The organism is Roseateles sp. NT4 (assembly GCF_051857475.1).
Taxonomy (GTDB): Bacteria; Pseudomonadota; Gammaproteobacteria; order Burkholderiales; family Burkholderiaceae_C; genus Pelomonas.
The window spans coordinates 159360-178597 of record NZ_JBPZGZ010000005.1 but is presented as its reverse complement, the minus strand read 5'-3'; the positions used below and the strand labels follow the sequence as shown (position 1 = coordinate 178597).

Below are 19238 nucleotides of genomic sequence, written 5' to 3'. Positions count from 1 at the left end.
GGTTGCACATCATCGACTAGGCACGCACACTTGCTGTCCAACTTCTGGGGGGCAGTTCACTGGTTTGGTGGACACCATCCTGGCCGTCGTCGACGGACCGTTCAAGATGAGTTGGCCGGACGCTTACTCTCCAAGCATCCCGTTGGCGAATGCAAACTCGCGTGCGACTGGGGCCTCAGCTTCGAGTTCGACACGGCCAAGACCATGTGGCCAAGTTGAACGAGGCTTCACGAAACAGCGACGAGGATCTGCAATCCTTACAGGCTAGCGGGCGGACGCCCGCTGCGCCCCGCCGACGGAGGCCGACTCTGGCCCATTCCTCTCAGGCGCGCACTGACTCTCTGCAAGGAGGTGTCGATCTCTTCCGTCGCCAAATCGCCGTCCTTCTCCTGCCACTTAGTCGCCGACTTCGCTCGCAGACGGGAAGTCGTCTCCAAGAGTTCAAGAGCCTTGGAAAGATCAGCCCTGCCCGCCTGGCCACGTTGCTCGGCTCCACGCTCCTCGTAACAGCCCGCCAGCGCATACAGGACCGCCTGGTAGTCTTCGGAGAGCAAGGGGCGTTGCTGCTGATCCTTCGGCAAGCTCTCATATATGGATGTCACCTCCTGCATCGCAGAGATGGCCTCTCCGAGCAGCCCCGACTGCCGCAGCGAAGCACCAAGGACCGACACTGCATTGATCAAGTGATGAAGCGCGGCCACATCCCTGGTGTCTTTCTTCATTTGGACCCGCCAGGTCTCGACGGACTGTGTGGCTAGCGGCAGAGCCTCACTCGGGCGCTTCAGGCGGAGCAGCACACTTGCCTGGTCTCTTGCAGCCACGGCACGCATCAACCTGGCCCTCAGGTTGTCGGGCTCCCGCAAAAGCACCCGCTCGGGGATCTCGCGGGAAGAAGCATTGAGTTCTAGGGCTGCCGAGAGCTGTCCTGTCCTTTCATAGACCCATGCCTTGAGAGACTTCGTGGCGGCCACACTCAGTTCAAGCTCCGTATCGGGCTTATCACCAACTGCTGCCGCGAACAACTCCAGCGCTTTGCTGGTCAACTCAAGTACGGGAGCAAGATCAGCGTCCGAGGTCAAGGACTTGGCGTACTGGACGTACGCGATAGCCAGCAGCTTTTTCCCTTCTGCATCCTCCCCCATTGCGGCCTTGGCGACGTCAATCGCCTTGAGCGAATAGGCTCGAGCCTGTTCAAACTCGCTGCGCGAGAACTTCACTCCCGCCATCCGCCCGTACAGCAGCGCCAACTCGCGCGACGCCTTGATGCCCAGATTGCGGTCCGCCTGCAAGGCTTCGGCCGCCTTGACCCCGTTCTTGTACTGAGCCAGCGCACCGTCAGAGTCTCCCAGGTTGGGAAAGAACGCGCGTCCCAGAGCGTCACCAACCTTCCGATAGCCGACCGCAATGTCCAGTTGCAGCTGTGGATTGCTCTGCGCCTGTGCACTGACCTTTTCAAGGTAGGCAACAGCGTTCTGCACGATCAGCTTCCTCGCATCGGTTGTGCCCGCGACGTTGACCAGCCGATCGTGCACGTCGAACATCAACACATTGGCCAGGTCCCGCAGATCGGCCGCGTTCCTCGCTGCCCGGCCGCGTTGGTTGTTCGCTTCAATGGCCTGCCAGCTGGCCAGCGCCACGCCAATGACCAATGCAATGTTGGCAACCCCGATCGCGAGCACGACCGTTCGATGCCTCACGATCCATCTCGAAATCTTGTAGCTCGTGGCTCCCCTTCGGGCCCGAACTGGCAGGCCTTCGAGGTGACGGAACAGATCGTCCGCCATTTCCTCGGCGGTCGAGAATCGCAGCGAAGGCTCCTTCCTCAACGCCATCATCACGACGGCGTCCAGGTCACCCCGCAGACTCCGCCTCCCGGCACCATTGCCTGAAATAGGCGCCGCGGCACTGGGGCGAGTCGGTTCGACCTGGCAAATGGCTTGCGCGAGGGCGAGCTTGTTCGCGAGCGCAGGCGCATAGGGACTGGTGCCGGTGAGCAGTCGGTACAGAACGACGCCCAGCGAATAGATATCGCTTGCGGGCCCGAGCACCTCTCCGTGAAGCTGCTCAGGGCTCGCGTACTCTGGCGTTAATGCACTTCGCTCCACAACGGTGGGAGGATCCACGCCGTTGGAACTGAATCGTTTGGCAATGCCAAAGTCGACCAACTTCACCGTTCCCGCCGCGGTGACCAGGATGTTCTGCGGCTTGATGTCCCGATGAATAACGCCTTGATTGTGGGCGTAGTGGACCACTTGGCACACAGCACGCATCAGGACGATGCGCTCCCTGATCGACACCGCGTTTTGCGCGCAGTAGACGTCAATCGGCCAACCGATGACGAGTTCCATCACGAAGAAGGGATCGCCCCAGTCACTCACGCCGGCATCGATCAGCCGCGCAAGATTGGGGTGCTCCAGCGTCGCAAGGATGCGTCGCTCGCTGTCAAACCTCTCGAGCAGGAACGCGCGGTCGGGACCTTCGCGCACCACCTTGATCGCGACACGCTGCTCGTACTGCCCATCGTCACGATGCCCTTCATAGACCTCGCCCATGCCGCCATGAGCAATGAGCCGTGTCACGCGGTAAGCGCCCACCCGGCTGCCAATCCAGGGCTCCACGCGTTGAGCCAGGTCAGCGAGGAAGTCATGCACCAGGGATGCGCCACCAATGGCAGCGGTTGGCGCTGCCGCATCAAGCAAAGACGCAAGCTCACGCCCAAGCGCTTCATCGTCCTTTGTCGCCTGTGCCACGAAGGCCACTCGATCTGCGCTGGACAACCTGAGGCCTTCTTCCAACAACGCCTTCAGGTGCTGCCAGCGCTCAGCCTCTGACCGCTCGACGCGTCGGTCATTCATAACGCCGCCCGACTGTCGAAACCACGCGTCATACGTCCTGCCTCAAGGCTGCGCCACGGATGCAGCAGATTCTGGCTAGTGCTTCAGTCGTAGCCCCTACACAAAAACTACGTTTTCACGTAGTCGCATTTCGCTAATGCGCTCATTTTGCTGTGCGTCCGGCGAAAGCTATTCAAGGGTCATCCCGACAAGAAACTGCAAATCTGATAGCCGCCAATTCACCCGACTGCCACCGCTTCAGCTCCACGAAGCCTTGCGCCGGCAACGCATCAGCTAATAGGAAAATCTACGCGTAGTCGTAGGGCGTCATTTCTGCTGATCAATCTAGACTCATTGAGCCATATTTTGTGGATTCTCAAGGAGTACCGTCATGTCACGATTCCCATTGGAAGCACTTCTTGCCTGCATTATTTGCTCAGCATGCGCGACGCAGGGTTCATCGTCGAATGGCACATACGGCGAAGGTGCGAAAAATTCCGTTGCTGGCGCCACTTGCCGCATGCCGCCAAGCGCAGCCTTGCAAGAGAAGGCCCTCACTCGTGACGCAGTGGTCGATGAGCTTGCGCGTGCTCGCAGTGGTGGTGAATTGAGTTTTCACATCGCAAATCCGCCGCCTCCTTCGCGACTGCCTTACTGCCGTACAACTGGCTAGCAGCCGGACTGACGGTGAGTTAGCCGCTGCAAAACGTCATAAGAGATATTCACTCCTGGGAGGAGTGATCTTGTAGTTGACCGCATGAAATGCACCGCTCCAACCACCGTCGCTTATTGCCGTCGCCACCGCCATATTTAACAAAGGTCAGCTTGAACAAGGGTATCGTTTTCGCTGTGGCGGCCTATGCGACGTGGGGCCTATTTCCGCTCTATTTTCACCAAATCCCTGATATTCCGACCCTGCAGGTCATCGCCCACCGCACACTATGGTCCTTGATATTCGTGTCGGTGGCGATGGCGCTCACGGGCCAAACGAGATGGCTGGCGGCCGTTGATGCCGCCACTTGGCGGCGCTTTGCAGTCTCGGCCTTGTTGGTGGCAACCAACTGGCTTACCTATGTCTGGGCCGTTGCCAACGGGCACGTACTTGACGGAAGCCTTGGGTATTTCATCAACCCGTTGGTCAACGTTGCACTGGGGTTTGCCTTCTTGAAGGAGCGCCCTCGCCCCCTTCAATGGCTTGCGGTGTCGCTCGCTGTCGTCGGTGTGCTGTGGCTGACCTGGGCGGCGGGACGCCCTCCTTGGGTCGCCCTTGTTCTGGCAACCAGTTTTGGACTCTATGGCCTGATGCGCAAAACCGCATCGTTAGGCGCATTGGAAGGCCTCGCGTTGGAGACCATCATCCTGACGCCGCTGGCCATTGCTGGCATGGCGTGGTGGGCGGCAACGGGTCAGTTCAAGGGGCAAACGATTGTCGATTGGTCCTGGCTTGTAGGAACAGGGCCGATCACAGCAGGCACCCTGCTTCTCTTTGCCGCAGCAGCTCGGCGAATCCCGTTGACTACGCTGGGCTTCGTTCAGTACCTGTCCCCGTCTATTCAGTTCGTGCTCGGTATCTATGTGTTCCATGAGCCGATGGACTCAAATCGCCTCTTGGCGTTTTGCTTCATCTGGGGAGCGCTAGCCGTCTATAGCTTGGAGGGCCTGTGGGAGGCACGCCGTGAGATCCAGCGCCCTCAGATGGATCCCGCGCCGGAGCGATGATCACTCAGTCCATCGGCCGCTCACCCTCCCTTCCCGCCGAGGGAAGAGTCAAATGCGACCCAATGATGCCTACAGGCCCCAGCAAGATGAACAATGAAACCACTCTCAAGCGGAGCAAGCTCTTCAGACGGGTGTGCAGCGCGAGCTTTCTCACGTTCACCTTGGTTGGCCTGGCCCATGGCGATGCCATGACGCCCATCATCTCGGCGGCCGCTCAGGCAGACCTGCCTTCTGCGTTGCTCCAGCTGCAGGCGTTGCCGGCCGAGGGGCTCTCCGACAAAGATGCCAAGTTCCGGTCCTGCGTTCTGGATCGCTTCTCGAAAGCGGCGCTCTCCTCGACCCCGTCCATTCCTTCCCTCCCGCAACCCTTGGCTGCCGTGCTGCAGGCCTACCGCACCTACTGGACTTCGGTACTGCTGAAGCATGAGACCGCAACGGTTGCCGAAGCCGGTCTTGACCGGAGGCTCGCCGCATTGATGCCGGACAGCCAAGGAGATCTTGAGGCACGCACGGAATCGGCGAAGGATCTGGCCAAACGCAGCGGGTGGCACGTGCTGGGTGGATTCACGCCGCCACTTCACGATTTTCTGCTCTGGAAAAGTGAGACCACGCGCATGGAGGCCGTCCAGCTTCCGGAACGCAGCATCGACGTCAAGATCTCGATGCTGGAAGACTTTGTCAGCTTCGGATGGGTCGGATGGGCCACCTGTGACAGGGCCCACATCGGTGGGTGGGCGACCAAGGAGGGAATCATGGTCCCTGCCGGTTGGAACACAAAAGAGGAAAGCTTCGCGATCAGCTTGCAAGCTCACGAGGCGCAGCACTTTGCGGACTACATCGACTTCCCGGACCTCGCGCCAGAAGACCTCGAATACCGCGCGAAGCTCGTGGAACTGTCGCTCGCGAAAACTACTCAGCGCGAGCTGCTGGAGGACTTCGTCACTGGGGCTACCCCAGACCGCAGCCTTCCTCATCCCTTTGCACAGTGGTGGCTTGTGACTCGCCTGTCTGAACGGCTCGGACCAGCGGACTGGAAAGACTGGTCGCCTGACAAGGTTCGCGCCGCAGCGGCTGCAGAACTCAGAGTTCACTCTGAGGCGTTGAAGCGACAAGGAAAAGGCGTCAAGACCGCGATTCCTGACAAGTAGCCCGGCTGCGTGGCGCAAGCACTAGGCTCTGACCAGGACAAGTCTGGGCAGAGCACGGACTGCGGTGGGCAGGTATTGCGACGCGCATGTCCAGAAGAAAATGGGTGGCGGCCCATCCCACGCGCCACGCAGCGCGCGTGCAGCTGCTCACAGTGGACTCAAGACTTCGACGTCAAGCGTTCGGGGCGGGCCACCACCGTTGCAGCTGGTTGCGGGACACGCCGATATCGCCACGGCAAGGTCCATCTCAGCACGCAAGACGATTGAAGCCCCGGCGCGGGACTTCGATGGGCTGATCTTGAGGCGACCGACCTCGTTCACCTCTGCATTCATGAAGACGTTGAACGCCGTGGGGAGGAACTGTGGGTCAATGCCCAGCTCGCGCAGCGCATTGCTCAAGTTGTCGTGATAGTTGGGGTGGTAGTCCATCCCCCCTTTGGACATGCGGTACATCTCAAGGCTGCACGGCGCATAAAGAAAATCGTGTCGCCCAACCTCGTCGGAGACGATGGTCAACATCGGATTGCTTCGATCTGACCAAAGCACGTCTCCCGTCGACAGAAAGATGTTGCCGCCAATGTCGAAGGTGCGGCCGTTGGAGAGGCGTTCGGCACCGTCGACCGAATAAACGAGCAGATCCCCGGTCTGCCCGCCCTCCGCATCAATGATTCGCAAACGCTCGCCATGCTTGAGCCTCAGCGCAAGTGCGCCGGCAGCCGGGACTGTCTGTCGTAGGTCCAACCTACAGCCTCCCTTCGGCAATTGCAGGATCAATAGCCGTATCCGCGCGCCATCGCGGCCGCGAACAAAACCAGGGGAACGAACAGCACCAGTTCGATGCACAGAATCTTCCGAACCTTTTCCAGCTCGGCGCGGGGCGGAATGAACGCGCTGTCTGCTTTGGCCATCCGCTTCCAACGAATGAATTTGACGGTTGGCAGTATCGACAGAAGGGCAATCAGCGCGAAGCAGCCCATCTTTGCCCAGAACATGGGGTTGGCCACGTAGAACTGGTAGCCCTTCGGGCCGTGAAGCACTCGCAATGCCCCCACAACCACGATAAGCACGGCAGCGGCGCCATAGAAGGCGTCAAGCGCTGCAACGGCTCGCAGACGCTGCTGTGGCAATGGGTAGCTGCACAGCGCGTATTCAGCGACAACGATTGCGACCAGAGAAAATACGAGCAGGTGGTGCGCCGCCGTCAAAACGAAATCCATGGCCTCTCCTCACTTGGGATTGATGTTCAGCTGAAGGCGCAAGTTGACCGCGATTCGGCTCACGTGCACAGCACACCTCGGGTGCTACCACCCGAATACAACACCTTTTAGAGCATGCACCGGTTAAGCCTCAGCCGTTTCATCTTGTTGAAGGACATACCCCAGTCGCGGAAAATGCACCTGAACCATGCCTGCTCTGGCATCGGTGCGTCGCAATGTGATCCGATTGGCCAGGAGCGCGACCAGCTCTCCCGACGAGTGTTCGGTTCCGAACGACTCCGGCGTTACTCGCACTGTGGATCCCAAGCGGGGCGCCGTTAAACCCGGCGCATCGCCGGGATGGACCTCGATCGGATCGGACTTCGCCGCAATCTGGATGGCCTCATCTGCCGTGATCGCCTGGGGATCGCCGTTTCCCAAGTCAGCCATTCGAGCCATCCAACTGGTGATGGCAGGCTTGTCCGCCCAAATGGCGATACGCGACGGAGTTCTTGTCTGTGTATACCAGAGCGGGTGATAGCAGGCGAAATCCGCCAGGGTCGGCTCGCTGCCGCAGACAAATGCCTGATCGCCCAGCATCTGAGCGAGGCGCGTCAGATAGACGCTGTAGGCCGCCTCACCATCTGCAGCATCAATCTTGGGCATGTTGACGAACATTGCCTTTCGATCCGCTATGAACGCATAGCGTACGAAATCGGGCACGCCATCAAACATCTCGGCAAAGGCTTCTGGCGATCGAGCATAAGCCATCGAAGCCCAGAACAGGCTGCTGTCCGCCCACTGCGCAATGGTCCGAATCAGGCTCTCCTGCGCAGCAGGCAACAGAGCAGGCATCGGATGGAGTTCCTCGAGCACATCGCAAATCAATGCGGTGTCGCAGTAGATGTCCGCACCGATTTGCAGCGAAGGCGTGCGTCGGTAGCCCCCAGTCAGCGCCACATAGTCGCGCTTGGGGACGATCGGGGGTATGAAAACGGAGCGGTATGGCAGCCGCTTGTACGCCAGGATCCTCCTGACCTTCTCAGAGAAAGGCGATGTCAGGTAGTGATGAAGGATCAGGTCTGGCAACGGGGGCTCCTCAGGCGATGACGGCATAAGCGCACCGAAATGACCGGAGCGGTGCCTCGCCTCACTCTAGCGAGCGCCCCCCGTCAGACATACGACGAATCTTCGTAGTTCCCACCTGCGCAGGAACATCAATCGACGCCTGCGCCCGACGGGCGGCAAGTCGTTGGCGTGCTTCACGAATGACCGCCAGCTGTAGAAGCCCCGCCTTGAAGGGGCCGCCCGCATTCGCCGCGAGCCAGACCTGCTCACCCTGTTCGTAAAGGCTCGCCGCCCGATTTGCGTCTCCTTGCCGCTGAGCGGCAGGTGCCATCGCGGCCCGGCTCTCATACGCCTGACCCAGGTGGAACAGCGTCGAAGCAAAGGTGTTCTGGACATCCACATCCTTGCGCACGTCGGCAGGAAGGCTGTCATGCAAGCTGGAGCTTTGCTCCAGGATCTGCAACGCTTCCGTCACATCGCCCAAGTCCAGAAGCGCCGCTCCGAGCGGATCCAGGCAATGCATGATCTCCACGCGATAACGGACATTGGCCTCCTCTCGTTCGGAGAGCTGCCGCCAAGCAATCAGCGCTTCACGGTGTTTCGCGACAGCCTCACGGTGACGGCCCATGCGATGCAAGGCCCGCCCCTCATCGTTGATGTTGGACGCGATGCGTTCATCGATATCCCGTGAGGTGCTCGAGAGCTGAGCCGCACGCCTTAGCATGGCCTGCGACCTGGCATAAAGAGCCAGCGCCTGCTGCGCGTCGGCCGGCGTCGCTCGATCCAGCAGGAAATACTCCCCAACCTGGGAGTCCAAGGTCGCCAGACGAGTCATGGCGTCGTAGTGCTCGCCATTTCGAGACAACACCTGCTGATACAAGGACCTCGCCTTCTGAGTATCAATAACGAACTCGTCCAGGTGGCCTAGCATGACCTCAATCAGCGCTTTCAGAGAGTAGGCCCGACCCAGCCGTACTTCGTTGTCGTCATTGGCTGGTTCCAAATCCGTCAACCGCGCCGCAGCGTCTACCGATTGATTCACAGCTTTCAGGGCTTCGGCGCCGCGCGAACGAGACGTCAATAAAGCCGCACGCCGCCGATGAACCATCGCCCGCTCCCGCAAGCCGTCCCGGTCTGCGGGCAGCGCATCCAGCAGGGACGTCGCTCGGTCGTAGTACTTGAGCGCCCCTTCCGGATCGCCGAGATTGGGGGCATACGCCTGTCCAAGCGCATCGCCTACCTTTCGATAGCCGATTGCGACCTGAATCTGGTCCATGGCTGAGGGATTGGGCGCTGCACTCGCTACGTCCAGATAGCGCAGCGCCGTCTCCACGACCAGCCGCCGCGCTTCAGTCGTTCCGGCCACGTCCACCAGGGCGTCATGCAAATCGAACATCAACACGCTGGACAAGGCACGGACGTCTCGGGCGTTGAGTTCCGCTTGGACGCGCTGACGATTGGCCTCTCTTGCCTGAAAGCTAGCGACCGCAATGCCGCCCGCCAGCGCCAGGTTGGCCGCGGCAGTCGCCGCGATCCACAACTTGTGCCTGACCACGAAGCTAAAAAGCCGATGCGTCAAAGCGCCATTGCGCGCACGGACGGGCAACCCTTCAAGCAACCGAAACAAGTCATCGCTAAAGGCTTGTGCACTGGCATAGCGCTGGGCAGCCGATTTTCTAAGCGCGAGCAACAGCACGGCATCCAAGTCTCCAAGGACCCGGCGCACCACCTTCATCCGACGTCGTACCAAACTGCTGATGGGCGACGGCTCGACACAGGCGATGGCATGGGAGAGATGAAAGCCTTGCGCGAGCGCTTCGTCGTAGGGACTCGCTCCCGTCAGAAGCCTGTGCAGAACGACACCCAGGGAGTAGACATCACTTGCCGGCGTCACCGGATCCCCTCGCAGCTGCTCGGGACTTGCGTAATCAACGGTCAAGACCCTTTGGCCCACGACGGTCGCGGCATTCTCGGCGGCAGCATCTCCGAAGCGCTTGGCAATGCCGAAATCAACCAGCTTCACCTGCCCGGCCTTGGTGACGAGGATGTTGGCCGGCTTCAAGTCGCGATGGACGATGCCTTGTCCATGAACGTAGTGCACGACCTGGCAGACCGAACGGAACAGCGACAGTCTTTGGTTGAAGCCAAGTGACGCGCTGTCACAGTACACGTCGATCGGCTGCCCATCGACCAACTCCATGACGAAATAGGGCAGCCCGAGCACATCGAGGCCAGCGTCAACGATCTTGGCCAGATTCGGATGGTCGAGCGTCGCGAGCAATCGGCGCTCTGCATAAAAGCGCTCAAGCTCCACGGGCCTTTCCTGACCTGGAAGCATGAGCTTGATGGCGACGCGTTGCTCGAAGCGGCCGTCCGCCCGCTCTCCCTCATACACCTCGCCCATACCGCCCGTGGCCAGGCGACGCACCAGCTTCCACGGCCCCAGTAGCAGCCCTACCCGACCCTCAGCACGCCAACCCGCCAGAGCTTCCAGCAGTCGCTTCGGTGGCCCGGTCGCCAGTGGGTTGTGGGTCTGCGCCGACGCGCGGAACAAAGCACGCAACTCGACGGCCATGGCGTCGTCGTGCGCGCAACGGCGCTGGATGAATTCCTCTCGCGCCTCCTCGCTCAAACTGAGCCCTTCGGCCAGCAAGGCCTTCAGGGATTGCCAGCGAGTCGGATCCACTCAAGATCCTTCGCTGGTGATCGCTCCGTTCTCACCCAGGGACTTCTCAGACGACTTGCCACCTACCTCGCGGATCAACCATGCACGCGCGGTCATCCATTCGCGCTTCACCGTGGCCGAGGAGATCTCCAACGCACGCGCCGTCTCTTCAATGTCCAGGCCGCAGAAAAATCTGAGTTCAACGACATGCGCCTGACGCTCATCGAGCAAGGCCAGACGCTTGAGCGCTTGGTCCACTGACAAGAGATCCAAGGACTGCGCGTCGTCACTGACGCCCGCAGCCTCCTCCAGCGGTACCAAGGTCACTCCGCCTCCGCGCTTCTCCGCCAGGCGTGCACGCGCATGATCCACCAGAACATTGCGCATCAGCGTCGAAGCCAGCTTGAAGAACTGAGCACGCGACTCCCAGGTGACTTCGCGCTCCTTGTTCAATCGCAGGAAGACCTCGTGAACCAGTCCCGTGCGCTGCAGCGTATGGTCCTGACGCTCATTGCGCATATGGCTTCCCGCCAGTCTTCGCAACTCCTGATAGACCTGTGGCAACAGTCGATGAAAAGCGCCCAGGTCACCCTCAGACCAGCGTTGAAGCAGCTGTGTAACGCTCGGGTCACCCACGTCATTCATTGCGCAGTCCATTTGCACGCCCCAGTCTGCGCCGCCATCATCGGCAGATCGACGCAGCTTCTCTACGGATGCGTGTCGCCACCAAAAGCCGCCAGCGGCAGAGGCCGAAAGCACGGCCAGTGGCTCCTAGACTACTGCACAACAGCCCAACTTCACAAAGTCATAGTGGCCCCTCGGCCTTCAGAACCCGGACATTGGCAAAATCTTTGGCAGATCTGGCAGCGCAACCTTGGTAGCGATCGCCTTGCCAATCTGCTGGGCCAGCTGGACTCGGTTGCGCGCACCGTATTTCGAGCGCAGCCGCCTCATGTGATAGTCCACGTTGTGGCGCGATAGGCCCAACGTATAGGCAATCTGCTTGTCTGACATGCCATTGACCAGGCAGCCAATGATGTTGCGCTGGGTTGCGGACATGTCCACGCCACTTGGTGCGTCCGCGTCACTGGCGTCCATGCCCTCGCGCTGCCCCAGGACGCTTCCCAGGCTCATGCCCAGCGTCAATGCTGCCCCCACGCAGGCCCCGTCAATCCACGCGCAATCCGCCTCCTTCGATGAAAAGCTCACGAAGCAACGCAGGTTGCTCGCCACATCAGGAATTCCAAAGAACACGCCCGAGCGCAGGCCATCTGCCTCCAGCCCAGAAACGAACTCGTCCAGAAGCGGCGGAGAAACGTTAGCTTTTGCACCATCCATCCGCAGGCGCCGGAGATTCCACACATAGGGAAGGTTAGAGTGGGCAAAGGCGATCAGCCGAGCATCACAGGCCGCGTAGCCGCGCCGGAAATAGCGGGAGGTCCAGCGCTGATGGGCCAGCTCGAAGCTGAAGAGGTTTGCGCGCGCAAGACCGGAGGCTCCGTCCACACGACCCAGTGCAGCCCAATCAAACCCAATCTTGAGCAGCTGCGTTTTGAGCAGCTGAAGCTGACCGCTGCGCGTGGGCTCCGACTCGATCTGCTGGCACGCAGACAGCAACGAATCGCCGAACCGCGGGTCGTAGCGCACCTTGGGCGGGTCGGCCCTGCTCGAACGGCGACGCTCGAAGGGGGTGTGGAGGTACTGCACCTCGCCAAAGCTCATAACTGCCTCGAATGGAGTCCGTCTCACCCAGGAAGGCGGCCCAAGCACCCAGAACAGCTCAACTGATCGCAGGGAATATGTATGGCATTGTTACTTTCTATCGATGGGCGCCAGGGTTTAGATCCTGCTGATTGCCGGCCGCGCGGAACTGGCGTCTAGCAAAAAGGCGCGACAGTCAGGTATGTGCTCTCCCAAGTCGCACGCGCCAGAGGGTCGCCTGCGTCGCATCGCGGCGATCGCAGCCTTCATGGCGGCCTTCTCAGGCCAGGCGCAAGCGCTGGCAAGCGAGCTGGATGCGCTCTGGCGCCAGGCCAACTTTGCCCCCCGCGCAGTGGTGGAGCAGGCGCAGATCGAGCTGTCTCGCGCTCGGCAGAGGCAGGAGCTGAAAGCTCAGCTGATCTCTTTGACGAAGATCGTTGTGGGGCGCAGTGAGTTCGACGAGTCTGAGCAGTCCATCAGCGATATCGATCAGGCGCTCGGCCTGTCCCGCGACCTGAAGGAATCAGACTATGAATGTCAGCTGATCCTCGTCAAGGCGGGCACGCTAAGCGACTTGCAGCGCTTCGTCGAGGCCCGGAAGCTGTACGCCGAAGCGGCAGCGCTCGCCCTCACGAGCTGCCCGCAGGTGGCCTCCCGGGTTGCGGTGGCCGAAGCTTGGACCGAGTTTTCCCGGGGAAACATCGCTGCGGCAACCGTCAAGTTCTCGGACGGATATCGGACCGCCGACCAACTCGAGGACCATTGGGCCAAGTCTGACGCGCTCAATGGCATGGCCAATATCGCCATTCGCCCCCAATCGAGTCCCAACGAACGCGCTCGGGGGATCGGCCTGTTCCGTCAGGCGCTGGCTGCCATCGACGAACATGTCTATCGATCCCATGCCTGCACCCTGCATTTTCGCTTGGGCACCGCGCTGCTTCGAAGTGGAGACCTCAAGGCTGCACGAGAGGAACTGAACCGCGCTCTGGTGACTGCCAACGAGATCGGCAACCCGTTGACTGCAGCGGCTATCCGCTACAACCTCGCCCAGCTCTCGCTGGACGAAAAGGCGCCCCAGGATTCTCTTCGGGAGCTTGAGCTGGCAGAACCCTTCATCACTTCAAAAGGGGGCCCACAGAAGCGGTTTCGCATCCTGGTCCTTCGCGCGCAAGCTATGTCCATGCTCGGCCAAGTGGCCGAAGCGCAGCAAGCCCTCGACGCGGCGCGCGAACTCCGGAGCCAGATCAAGATCCGTGAACGGGACGTCGAATTCCATGCCGCCGCGGCCACCATATTCGAGCAATCCAATGAGTTTGCGCAGGCCTACAAAGAAATGCAGAAGCTGCGCAATGCGGAGCGTGACGTGGCCATTGCCGCCAAGGAAACCCAGGAGGCCGAACTCCGCGCACGATTCGACGCCGATCGGAAGGATCGAGAATTTGCCTTGCTGAGCGCGCAGTCGCGCGCGGCACAGTCAAGACAGCTTCTCCTGATCGGTGGGCTGGTGTTCACGGTGCTTTTTCTCCTGCTGCTAGCGCTGGTGGTGCGTCTGCAGCTCAAGCAAAAGCGCAATCTCTCAAGACTGGCGTTTCGAGACGAGCTGACCAGTCTCCCCAATCGGCGCAGCATCCTCGAGCGCGCTCGCCGCGCTCATGCGCTCAAGAACGACCTCACCGCACCCATGACGCTGGGGCTGCTTGATATCGATCATTTCAAGCGCATCAATGACACCTATGGCCACGACGTCGGTGATGCCGTGCTTCGCAGAGTCGCCGAAGCAGCAGCGAAGGCGCTTCGCAGCTCAGACTCGCTGGGCCGGTATGGAGGCGAGGAGTTTTTGATGGTTCTGCCTCAATGCCACCGAACGGACCTGAGCACGATCTTTATGCGCCTGCGGGCTGCAGTCCAGGCCATCAATACCCAGGAGCTGGGTATCGACCGCCCCGTGACGTTCAGTATGGGAATTGCCTTCGCGAATGTGGGCCAGTCCATCGACGACCTTCTCAAGGAAGCCGATGAAGCGCTCTATCGGGCCAAGCGAAACGGTCGAGACCGCATGGAAGTCTGGGAAGACCCTGCATGAAGCCGCAGGATTGATGGGGAATGTCTGAGCCACCGCCGTCTGAGCGGCAACCTGCAATCAATCCTCGGCTTGGGCAGGGGCTCGCAAATCCTCCAACCAGCGTCCGGCCTCGCGTGCCTCTTGCTCATGCTCCTCGTCCCGGAACCGCTCAGCGAGCCCGGCCTCGTACCAAGCTTGCATCGAAGGTAGCGATAGCAGCAAGCGGGCATACGCAAGCGCTGCGGAACTCATCTGGGGTTCATATGTCTGGATCCGGAACGCGACCGGCGCAAAGAACGCATCCACTGCCGTGAATCGGTCCCCTGCAAGGAAAGGTCCGCCGAAGCGCGCCAGACCATCCTGCCAGAGCGCGTCCACCCGATTCAGATCGCGCGCCAGATCCGCAGCCGGCGCATCGACGCGAATGCGCAAGCCGCAGTTCATCGTCATCTTGTTCCTGAGTGCCCTGAACCCGGAATGCATCTCGGCCGATGCCGAGCGGGCCCACGCACGCCGGGCGTCATCCGCCGGCCAGACGCCAGGATGCTTCTCAGCGACGTATTCGACGATGGCCAGTGAGTCCCAGACCATGAGTTCGCCGTCCACAAGACACGGGACGCACCCCGTCGGCGACGCCTGCTCGAAGTCTTCCTGAAAAACGCCCTTGTTCGTACCAAAGCGAACGAGCCTCTCTTCAAAGGCGACGCCCAGTTCCTTCAGGAGCACCCAGGGCCGTAGCGACCATGAAGAGTAGTTCTTGTTGGCGATATACAAGATCAGCATGTTTTCTCTCACATTGAACCGTGCTGCATTCGCGGCTCAAACACACAAATTTCTTTAGAAACTACGATCACAGGATTGCGGCCGATAAGCATCATGCCGCCGATCGCATGTGTTTCTCCACGTCGTCTCGGCGCAAGAATGCCTTCTCGTCGGGGTACCAGCCAATCTCTTCATAAGCCCGCACCTGCGGCGCGCCTCTCAACCGCGTCGCGAGTTCCGGAACGGGCACAGGTTTCCAGCCAAGACTCTCAAAATAGGCGCCGGTATCCTTGCTCAGGACGTACACATCAGGCATCCCGTTATGCTGACAGAACTCGAACGCCAGACTGACCAAGGCTGACGCGACGCCAGATCGCCTTGCATTGGGAAGAGTCGCAACACTGCGCAAGAGCGCGCATCCCGGACCGAACTCGACACCGCACACGCCCACGATGACTTCAGGCGAGTCCTCCAGCACGTGAACCCAGTAGATCGATCCAAGCGCAAGCACGTTCTTCGTTGAAAGCTGGCAACTGCGAATCAAACGACAGATCTGCCCTCTGTCCGCAGGTTTCGCAACCCGAATCAGCCCTTCTTTGTGTTTGGCCATCAATCTGCAATCCATTTCTCTCTCCCATGACGCTAGGGCTGTGACGCTGACGCGTGACTCACCCTGCGGCCAGTTGAACGGCGAACCCTGCAACCCGGCTACCAAAGAGTTCCGCCGTTGCGAGATCTCCCGCGCGGGGCGCTTCGTTGGCGCTGGCATCCGACGGTGAGATGGCCAGAGCACCCGCGAAGCCGCCGCTCCAATTCACATGGTCCGGCCCATGCTCCTTCTTGTTGGAAGGCAAGAGACCCGTCCCAACCCAAATCTGACCGTGTTGCTGGGACAGAGTGAACAGGTACTGGATCGTGGAGAACTTGTCTCCGTTGACGGTCGCCGAATTCGTAAACCCTGCTGCCACCTTGTTCTTGAGCGCCTGTCGCATCCACAGCCCCGACGACGTGTCGGCAAACTTTTTGAACTGCCACGCGGGGCCGCCCATGTATGTCGGTGAGCCATAGATGATGGCGTCGTACGCCGGCAGGACTTCCAGATCGGCGGGCAGATTGCCGTCCTGATCGATGCGCAGCATCACCGCTTCGGCGTTGGAAACAGCTGCAACGCCCCTCCTGACAGCCTCTGCTTGATGGGCCGTGTGGCCGTACCCGCTGAAATAAACAATAGCAATCTTCGCCACGACGCTCTCCGTGTGTTGGGTTGAAGTACGTTGCCTACTGGGTAAACGGGCGGGTGCGACGCAGCACCTCGGCCAGATCCAATGTCCAAACGTTGCCGTTGCCGTTATTCCACTGCTGCACATCGGCATAGGCAGCAGTAGGCAAGCGGTCGCCGTCCCTTCGAAGCGCTGGCGCGACCCGATCACTCATAAAGAAAAGTTGACCACCAGGTCCAAGATTGGCTTCGCCGTCGTCACCACCCCAGTCATCACCGGCATAACGAATCGCAACAGGCTCACCCCAGCGATGTACTTGCCGCCAGGAAATGAACAGGTACTCGTGCCCGTCGTCACGGGGCGCGCGCCCCTTGCTGCTGAAGATGAGGTACGACTGATCCGGGGCGATGCAAGGATCGACGTCGTCCTGGGAGACGCCGGGCAGCACGACAGGAACTGCCCGCACCCAGCCGCCACCATCGCGCCGTGCGTGAAACAGCCGCCACTGAGGCGCAGCAGGTGCGCCGGGACCGCCGTCGGACATGAAGTACAGATCACCATTGGCAGCGAGGCTGGGCTTAAACACGCCAGGCGTCGAAATGTTGATCTCGGGAGGCAGGTCCTGAGGTGCAGACCAGGTCGCCCCCTGGCGAGTCACGCGCACGAGACGGACCGGATGGCGTGTGCCTGCGGGTTCGCGTTCTGCTGCCAGACTTTTGGACACGTAGACGAGGTCGCGCCCCTCAGCGCTGAACACGGGGTGCATGTTTGACGAGCCGGGCTCAACAAACGGTGCCAGCTCGGGCACGCTCCAACCATCACCTCGGCGCTCTGCCATCAACAAGAACGCCTGACGCCCGTTTGATCGCTCGAACATCAACAAGGGGCCATCTGGACTGAACGTTGGCGCTCCGTCGCTGGCCGGCCCCGAAATGACGCCCGGCGCAAACAGATGCGCGACCAATGGCAAGTCAACCGGGGCACCGAAGGCCGCCAGGGGCAGACACAACGCAAGAGGTGCGACGCCTAAGCCCAACATCCTCCCGAAACGGCGGCTAAAGCAGGACATGCCCATGATCGTCCCTATGCAGTGAATATGAAAGGCCAGCGCCCCGCGGCGCGCTAGGGTCGATATGCATCGTTTGCGCATTCGCCTACGACCAGACAGTCAACAAGACGTAGACCCCACACACCAGAAGGCCCAGTCCACTCGCCGTGCTGATGTATCGGCGGGTATTTGCCGAGACCTCGCGTCCAGCCCCAACCTTGTTGACCGCGAAGACAACAGCGGAGAAGTAGCAGATGTTCAAAAGCTCGAACACCAAGCCAAGCTGCAGAAATCCCAGGAGGATCGCGCCGTCACCCCTGGGCAGGAATAGAGGAAAAAAGCTGCCAAAAAAAAGGACCGGCTTTGGATTCGTCACCGTCAACAACAGACCACGCGCAATGTGACCTTTCGTCGACTGCTTCCCGGCAGTCGCGGAACGGTCTCCCGCATGTCGCAGCAAGCCAACCGACAGCCACACAAGGTAGAGCCCTCCAACCACTCGTATTGCGTTCTGCAAGGCGGGAAACTGGAGCAGCAAGCCGGCAAGGCCCAAACCGGACAACGTAATCAGGACGACATCTCCAAGGACGATGCCGAGAACCGACTTCAGCGCCGCTGGGACGCTGCTTCTGCCTTCCGTTGCAACGAGCAGCGTCGCCGGACCTGGCACGACGATCACCAAGCTCGACGCCAGCACGAAAGGCCCTAGCACCTCAAGACTGATCATCGAGCAAGCGCGGCGTCCGCGGCCAGACTGAGTGCCTCGTCATGGTCAATGATCATTTGAGCCAGCCAGTCCGATGTGTTCGTGAAGCTAAAGCCTTGCGCGGTTGCCTTCCATGTATCCATGGCGTAGTTGCTCGGGTAGTCGAACGGACTCATCTCCGAGGGCGATACCTCAGTAGTCACTGATCGCATCTTCTGAGGCAAGCTCAACACCTCTGTAGCCTTCGAGTAGATATCGAGTGCCGACAGCGGACCTGAGGAGGCCGCATTGACGGGTCCCGTGGCAGGCCTAGATGCCATCCAAAGCATGAAGCGACTGATCTCATCAGCGCTGATGAATGAGCTGACGCCTTGTCGCTCGCCGTACCAAAACGTCTTTTGCTGCCTCGCCAGACTCACGTAGTGCTCCAAGCGACCGGTGAAGTCTTGGGGGCCGGCCAGCACATGGCCGATTCGCACGGACGAGAACGGCAGTCGCCCGTCCTGCATCAAATAGGCTTCGGCCTGCCTTTTGCCTTTTCCGTAGGCCACCTCAGCGTAGTTTGGCTCATACCATGGATACTTGATATCAACCCGTTCCTCCGGAAGGTCAATATCATCCTCCCTGAAAGCTCGGAGAAATTTGCCGTGCAGCTGACTGTAAACCTCAATTGTTGACGCCATCACATAGTGACCGGTGCGGCCACCCAGAACGTCGCACACTATCGCGGCATCCAGCGGGCTATAGCACATTTGGTCAAAAACGACGTCAAAGTCGGGTTCAACCTGGAACGTCGTCCTCATGGCATGAATATCGCGCCTGTCAACACGGAGTCGTCGCACCGAATCGCCGAACGGATCGCCGGCATTCCCCCGGGTCGCAATAGTCACCGAATGCCCGGCCGCCACCAATTTCTCGACCAGCAATATTCCAAAAAAACGCGTCCCGCCGATGACGAGGATTCGAAGTGGGTTCATTGCCGCCCTCCGGACCTGAAATTCACTTAGATCTATTTCGACCATAACGGTACTCCAAAGATTGAGCGTGTCGGCACCACCCCCATTACGAGAAATCGTAGCGTCGACCCTTTGCCTTCATCATCCATTAAC

The 19238-nt window shown here is 60.2% G+C and carries 16 protein-coding genes; 3 read left to right on the top strand and 13 right to left on the bottom strand.

Annotation, left to right across the window (positions count from 1 at the left end; all coding sequences use genetic code 11):
- Positions 1–257 precede the first annotated feature (257 nt).
- Positions 258–2855, bottom strand: coding sequence for a serine/threonine-protein kinase (locus ACS5PN_RS26720; RefSeq protein ID WP_439467079.1), 2598 nt, complete (start codon positions 2853–2855; stop codon positions 258–260).
- A gap of 804 nt (positions 2856–3659) precedes the next feature.
- Between ACS5PN_RS26720 and rarD the strand changes: the two genes are divergently transcribed.
- Positions 3660–4553 carry an EamA family transporter RarD gene (gene rarD, locus ACS5PN_RS26715; protein ID WP_439467078.1) on the top strand — a complete coding sequence of 298 codons (894 nt, stop codon included), beginning with the start codon at positions 3660–3662 and terminating at the stop codon, positions 4551–4553.
- An 86-nt stretch (positions 4554–4639) separates the two neighbouring features.
- Positions 4640–5701, top strand: a complete 1062-nt coding sequence (locus tag ACS5PN_RS26710; RefSeq protein ID WP_439467077.1) for a hypothetical protein — start codon at positions 4640–4642, stop codon at positions 5699–5701.
- Positions 5702–5848: 147 nt separating this feature from the next.
- Here ACS5PN_RS26710 and ACS5PN_RS26705 read toward each other — a convergent pair whose 3' ends face one another.
- From ACS5PN_RS26705 to ACS5PN_RS26680, 6 genes are all read right to left on the bottom strand, one after another.
- Entirely contained in the window at positions 5849–6475 is a 627-nt protein-coding gene (locus ACS5PN_RS26705; protein ID WP_439467076.1) for a DUF1989 domain-containing protein, read from the bottom strand.
- Positions 6472–6918 carry a DUF2214 family protein gene (locus ACS5PN_RS26700; RefSeq protein ID WP_439467075.1) on the bottom strand — a complete coding sequence of 149 codons (447 nt, stop codon included), beginning with the start codon at positions 6916–6918 and terminating at the stop codon, positions 6472–6474. The genes ACS5PN_RS26705 and ACS5PN_RS26700 overlap by 4 nt, the downstream gene beginning before the upstream one ends.
- 123 nt (positions 6919–7041) lie before the next feature.
- Positions 7042–7986 (bottom strand): glutathione S-transferase family protein, encoded by a 945-nt coding sequence (locus tag ACS5PN_RS26695; protein ID WP_439467074.1) that lies wholly within the window; start codon positions 7984–7986, stop codon positions 7042–7044.
- A gap of 61 nt (positions 7987–8047) precedes the next feature.
- Positions 8048–10651 carry a protein kinase domain-containing protein gene (locus ACS5PN_RS26690; protein WP_439467073.1) on the bottom strand — a complete coding sequence of 868 codons (2604 nt, stop codon included), beginning with the start codon at positions 10649–10651 and terminating at the stop codon, positions 8048–8050.
- The gene (locus tag ACS5PN_RS26685; protein ID WP_439467072.1) at positions 10652–11389 is read right to left on the bottom strand and encodes a sigma-70 family RNA polymerase sigma factor; all 738 of its coding nucleotides are present in this window, start codon (positions 11387–11389) and stop codon (positions 10652–10654) included. It abuts the gene before it with no gap.
- A gap of 66 nt (positions 11390–11455) precedes the next feature.
- The gene (locus ACS5PN_RS26680; protein WP_439467071.1) at positions 11456–12352 is read right to left on the bottom strand and encodes a helix-turn-helix transcriptional regulator; all 897 of its coding nucleotides are present in this window, start codon (positions 12350–12352) and stop codon (positions 11456–11458) included.
- 181 nt (positions 12353–12533) lie between these two features.
- Between ACS5PN_RS26680 and ACS5PN_RS26675 the strand changes: the two genes are divergently transcribed.
- A complete protein-coding gene (locus tag ACS5PN_RS26675; RefSeq protein ID WP_439467070.1) occupies positions 12534–14414 on the top strand; it encodes a diguanylate cyclase in 1881 nt (626 codons plus the stop codon).
- 57 nt (positions 14415–14471) lie between these two features.
- Here the strand turns inward: ACS5PN_RS26675 and ACS5PN_RS26670 are convergent, their stop codons facing one another.
- From ACS5PN_RS26670 to ACS5PN_RS26645, 6 genes are all read right to left on the bottom strand, one after another.
- Positions 14472–15176, bottom strand: a complete 705-nt coding sequence (locus ACS5PN_RS26670) for a glutathione S-transferase family protein (protein WP_439467069.1) — start codon at positions 15174–15176, stop codon at positions 14472–14474.
- Positions 15177–15267: 91 nt separating this feature from the next.
- Positions 15268–15765 (bottom strand): GNAT family N-acetyltransferase, encoded by a 498-nt coding sequence (locus tag ACS5PN_RS26665; RefSeq protein WP_439467068.1) that lies wholly within the window; start codon positions 15763–15765, stop codon positions 15268–15270.
- 58 nt (positions 15766–15823) lie between these two features.
- The gene (locus tag ACS5PN_RS26660; protein WP_439467067.1) at positions 15824–16399 is read right to left on the bottom strand and encodes a flavodoxin family protein; all 576 of its coding nucleotides are present in this window, start codon (positions 16397–16399) and stop codon (positions 15824–15826) included.
- A 34-nt stretch (positions 16400–16433) separates the two neighbouring features.
- On the bottom strand, positions 16434–17450 hold the full coding sequence (locus ACS5PN_RS26655) for a TolB family protein (RefSeq protein ID WP_439467066.1): 1017 nt from the start codon (positions 17448–17450) through the stop codon (positions 16434–16436).
- A 79-nt stretch (positions 17451–17529) separates the two neighbouring features.
- Entirely contained in the window at positions 17530–18102 is a 573-nt protein-coding gene (locus ACS5PN_RS26650) for a LysE family translocator (RefSeq protein WP_439467203.1), read from the bottom strand.
- Between the two features lie 44 nt (positions 18103–18146).
- Positions 18147–19106: an NAD-dependent epimerase/dehydratase family protein gene (locus ACS5PN_RS26645; RefSeq protein ID WP_439467065.1), complete on the bottom strand. Its 960-nt coding sequence runs from the start codon at positions 19104–19106 to the stop codon at positions 18147–18149.
- Between the last annotated feature and the right edge of the window lie 132 nt (positions 19107–19238).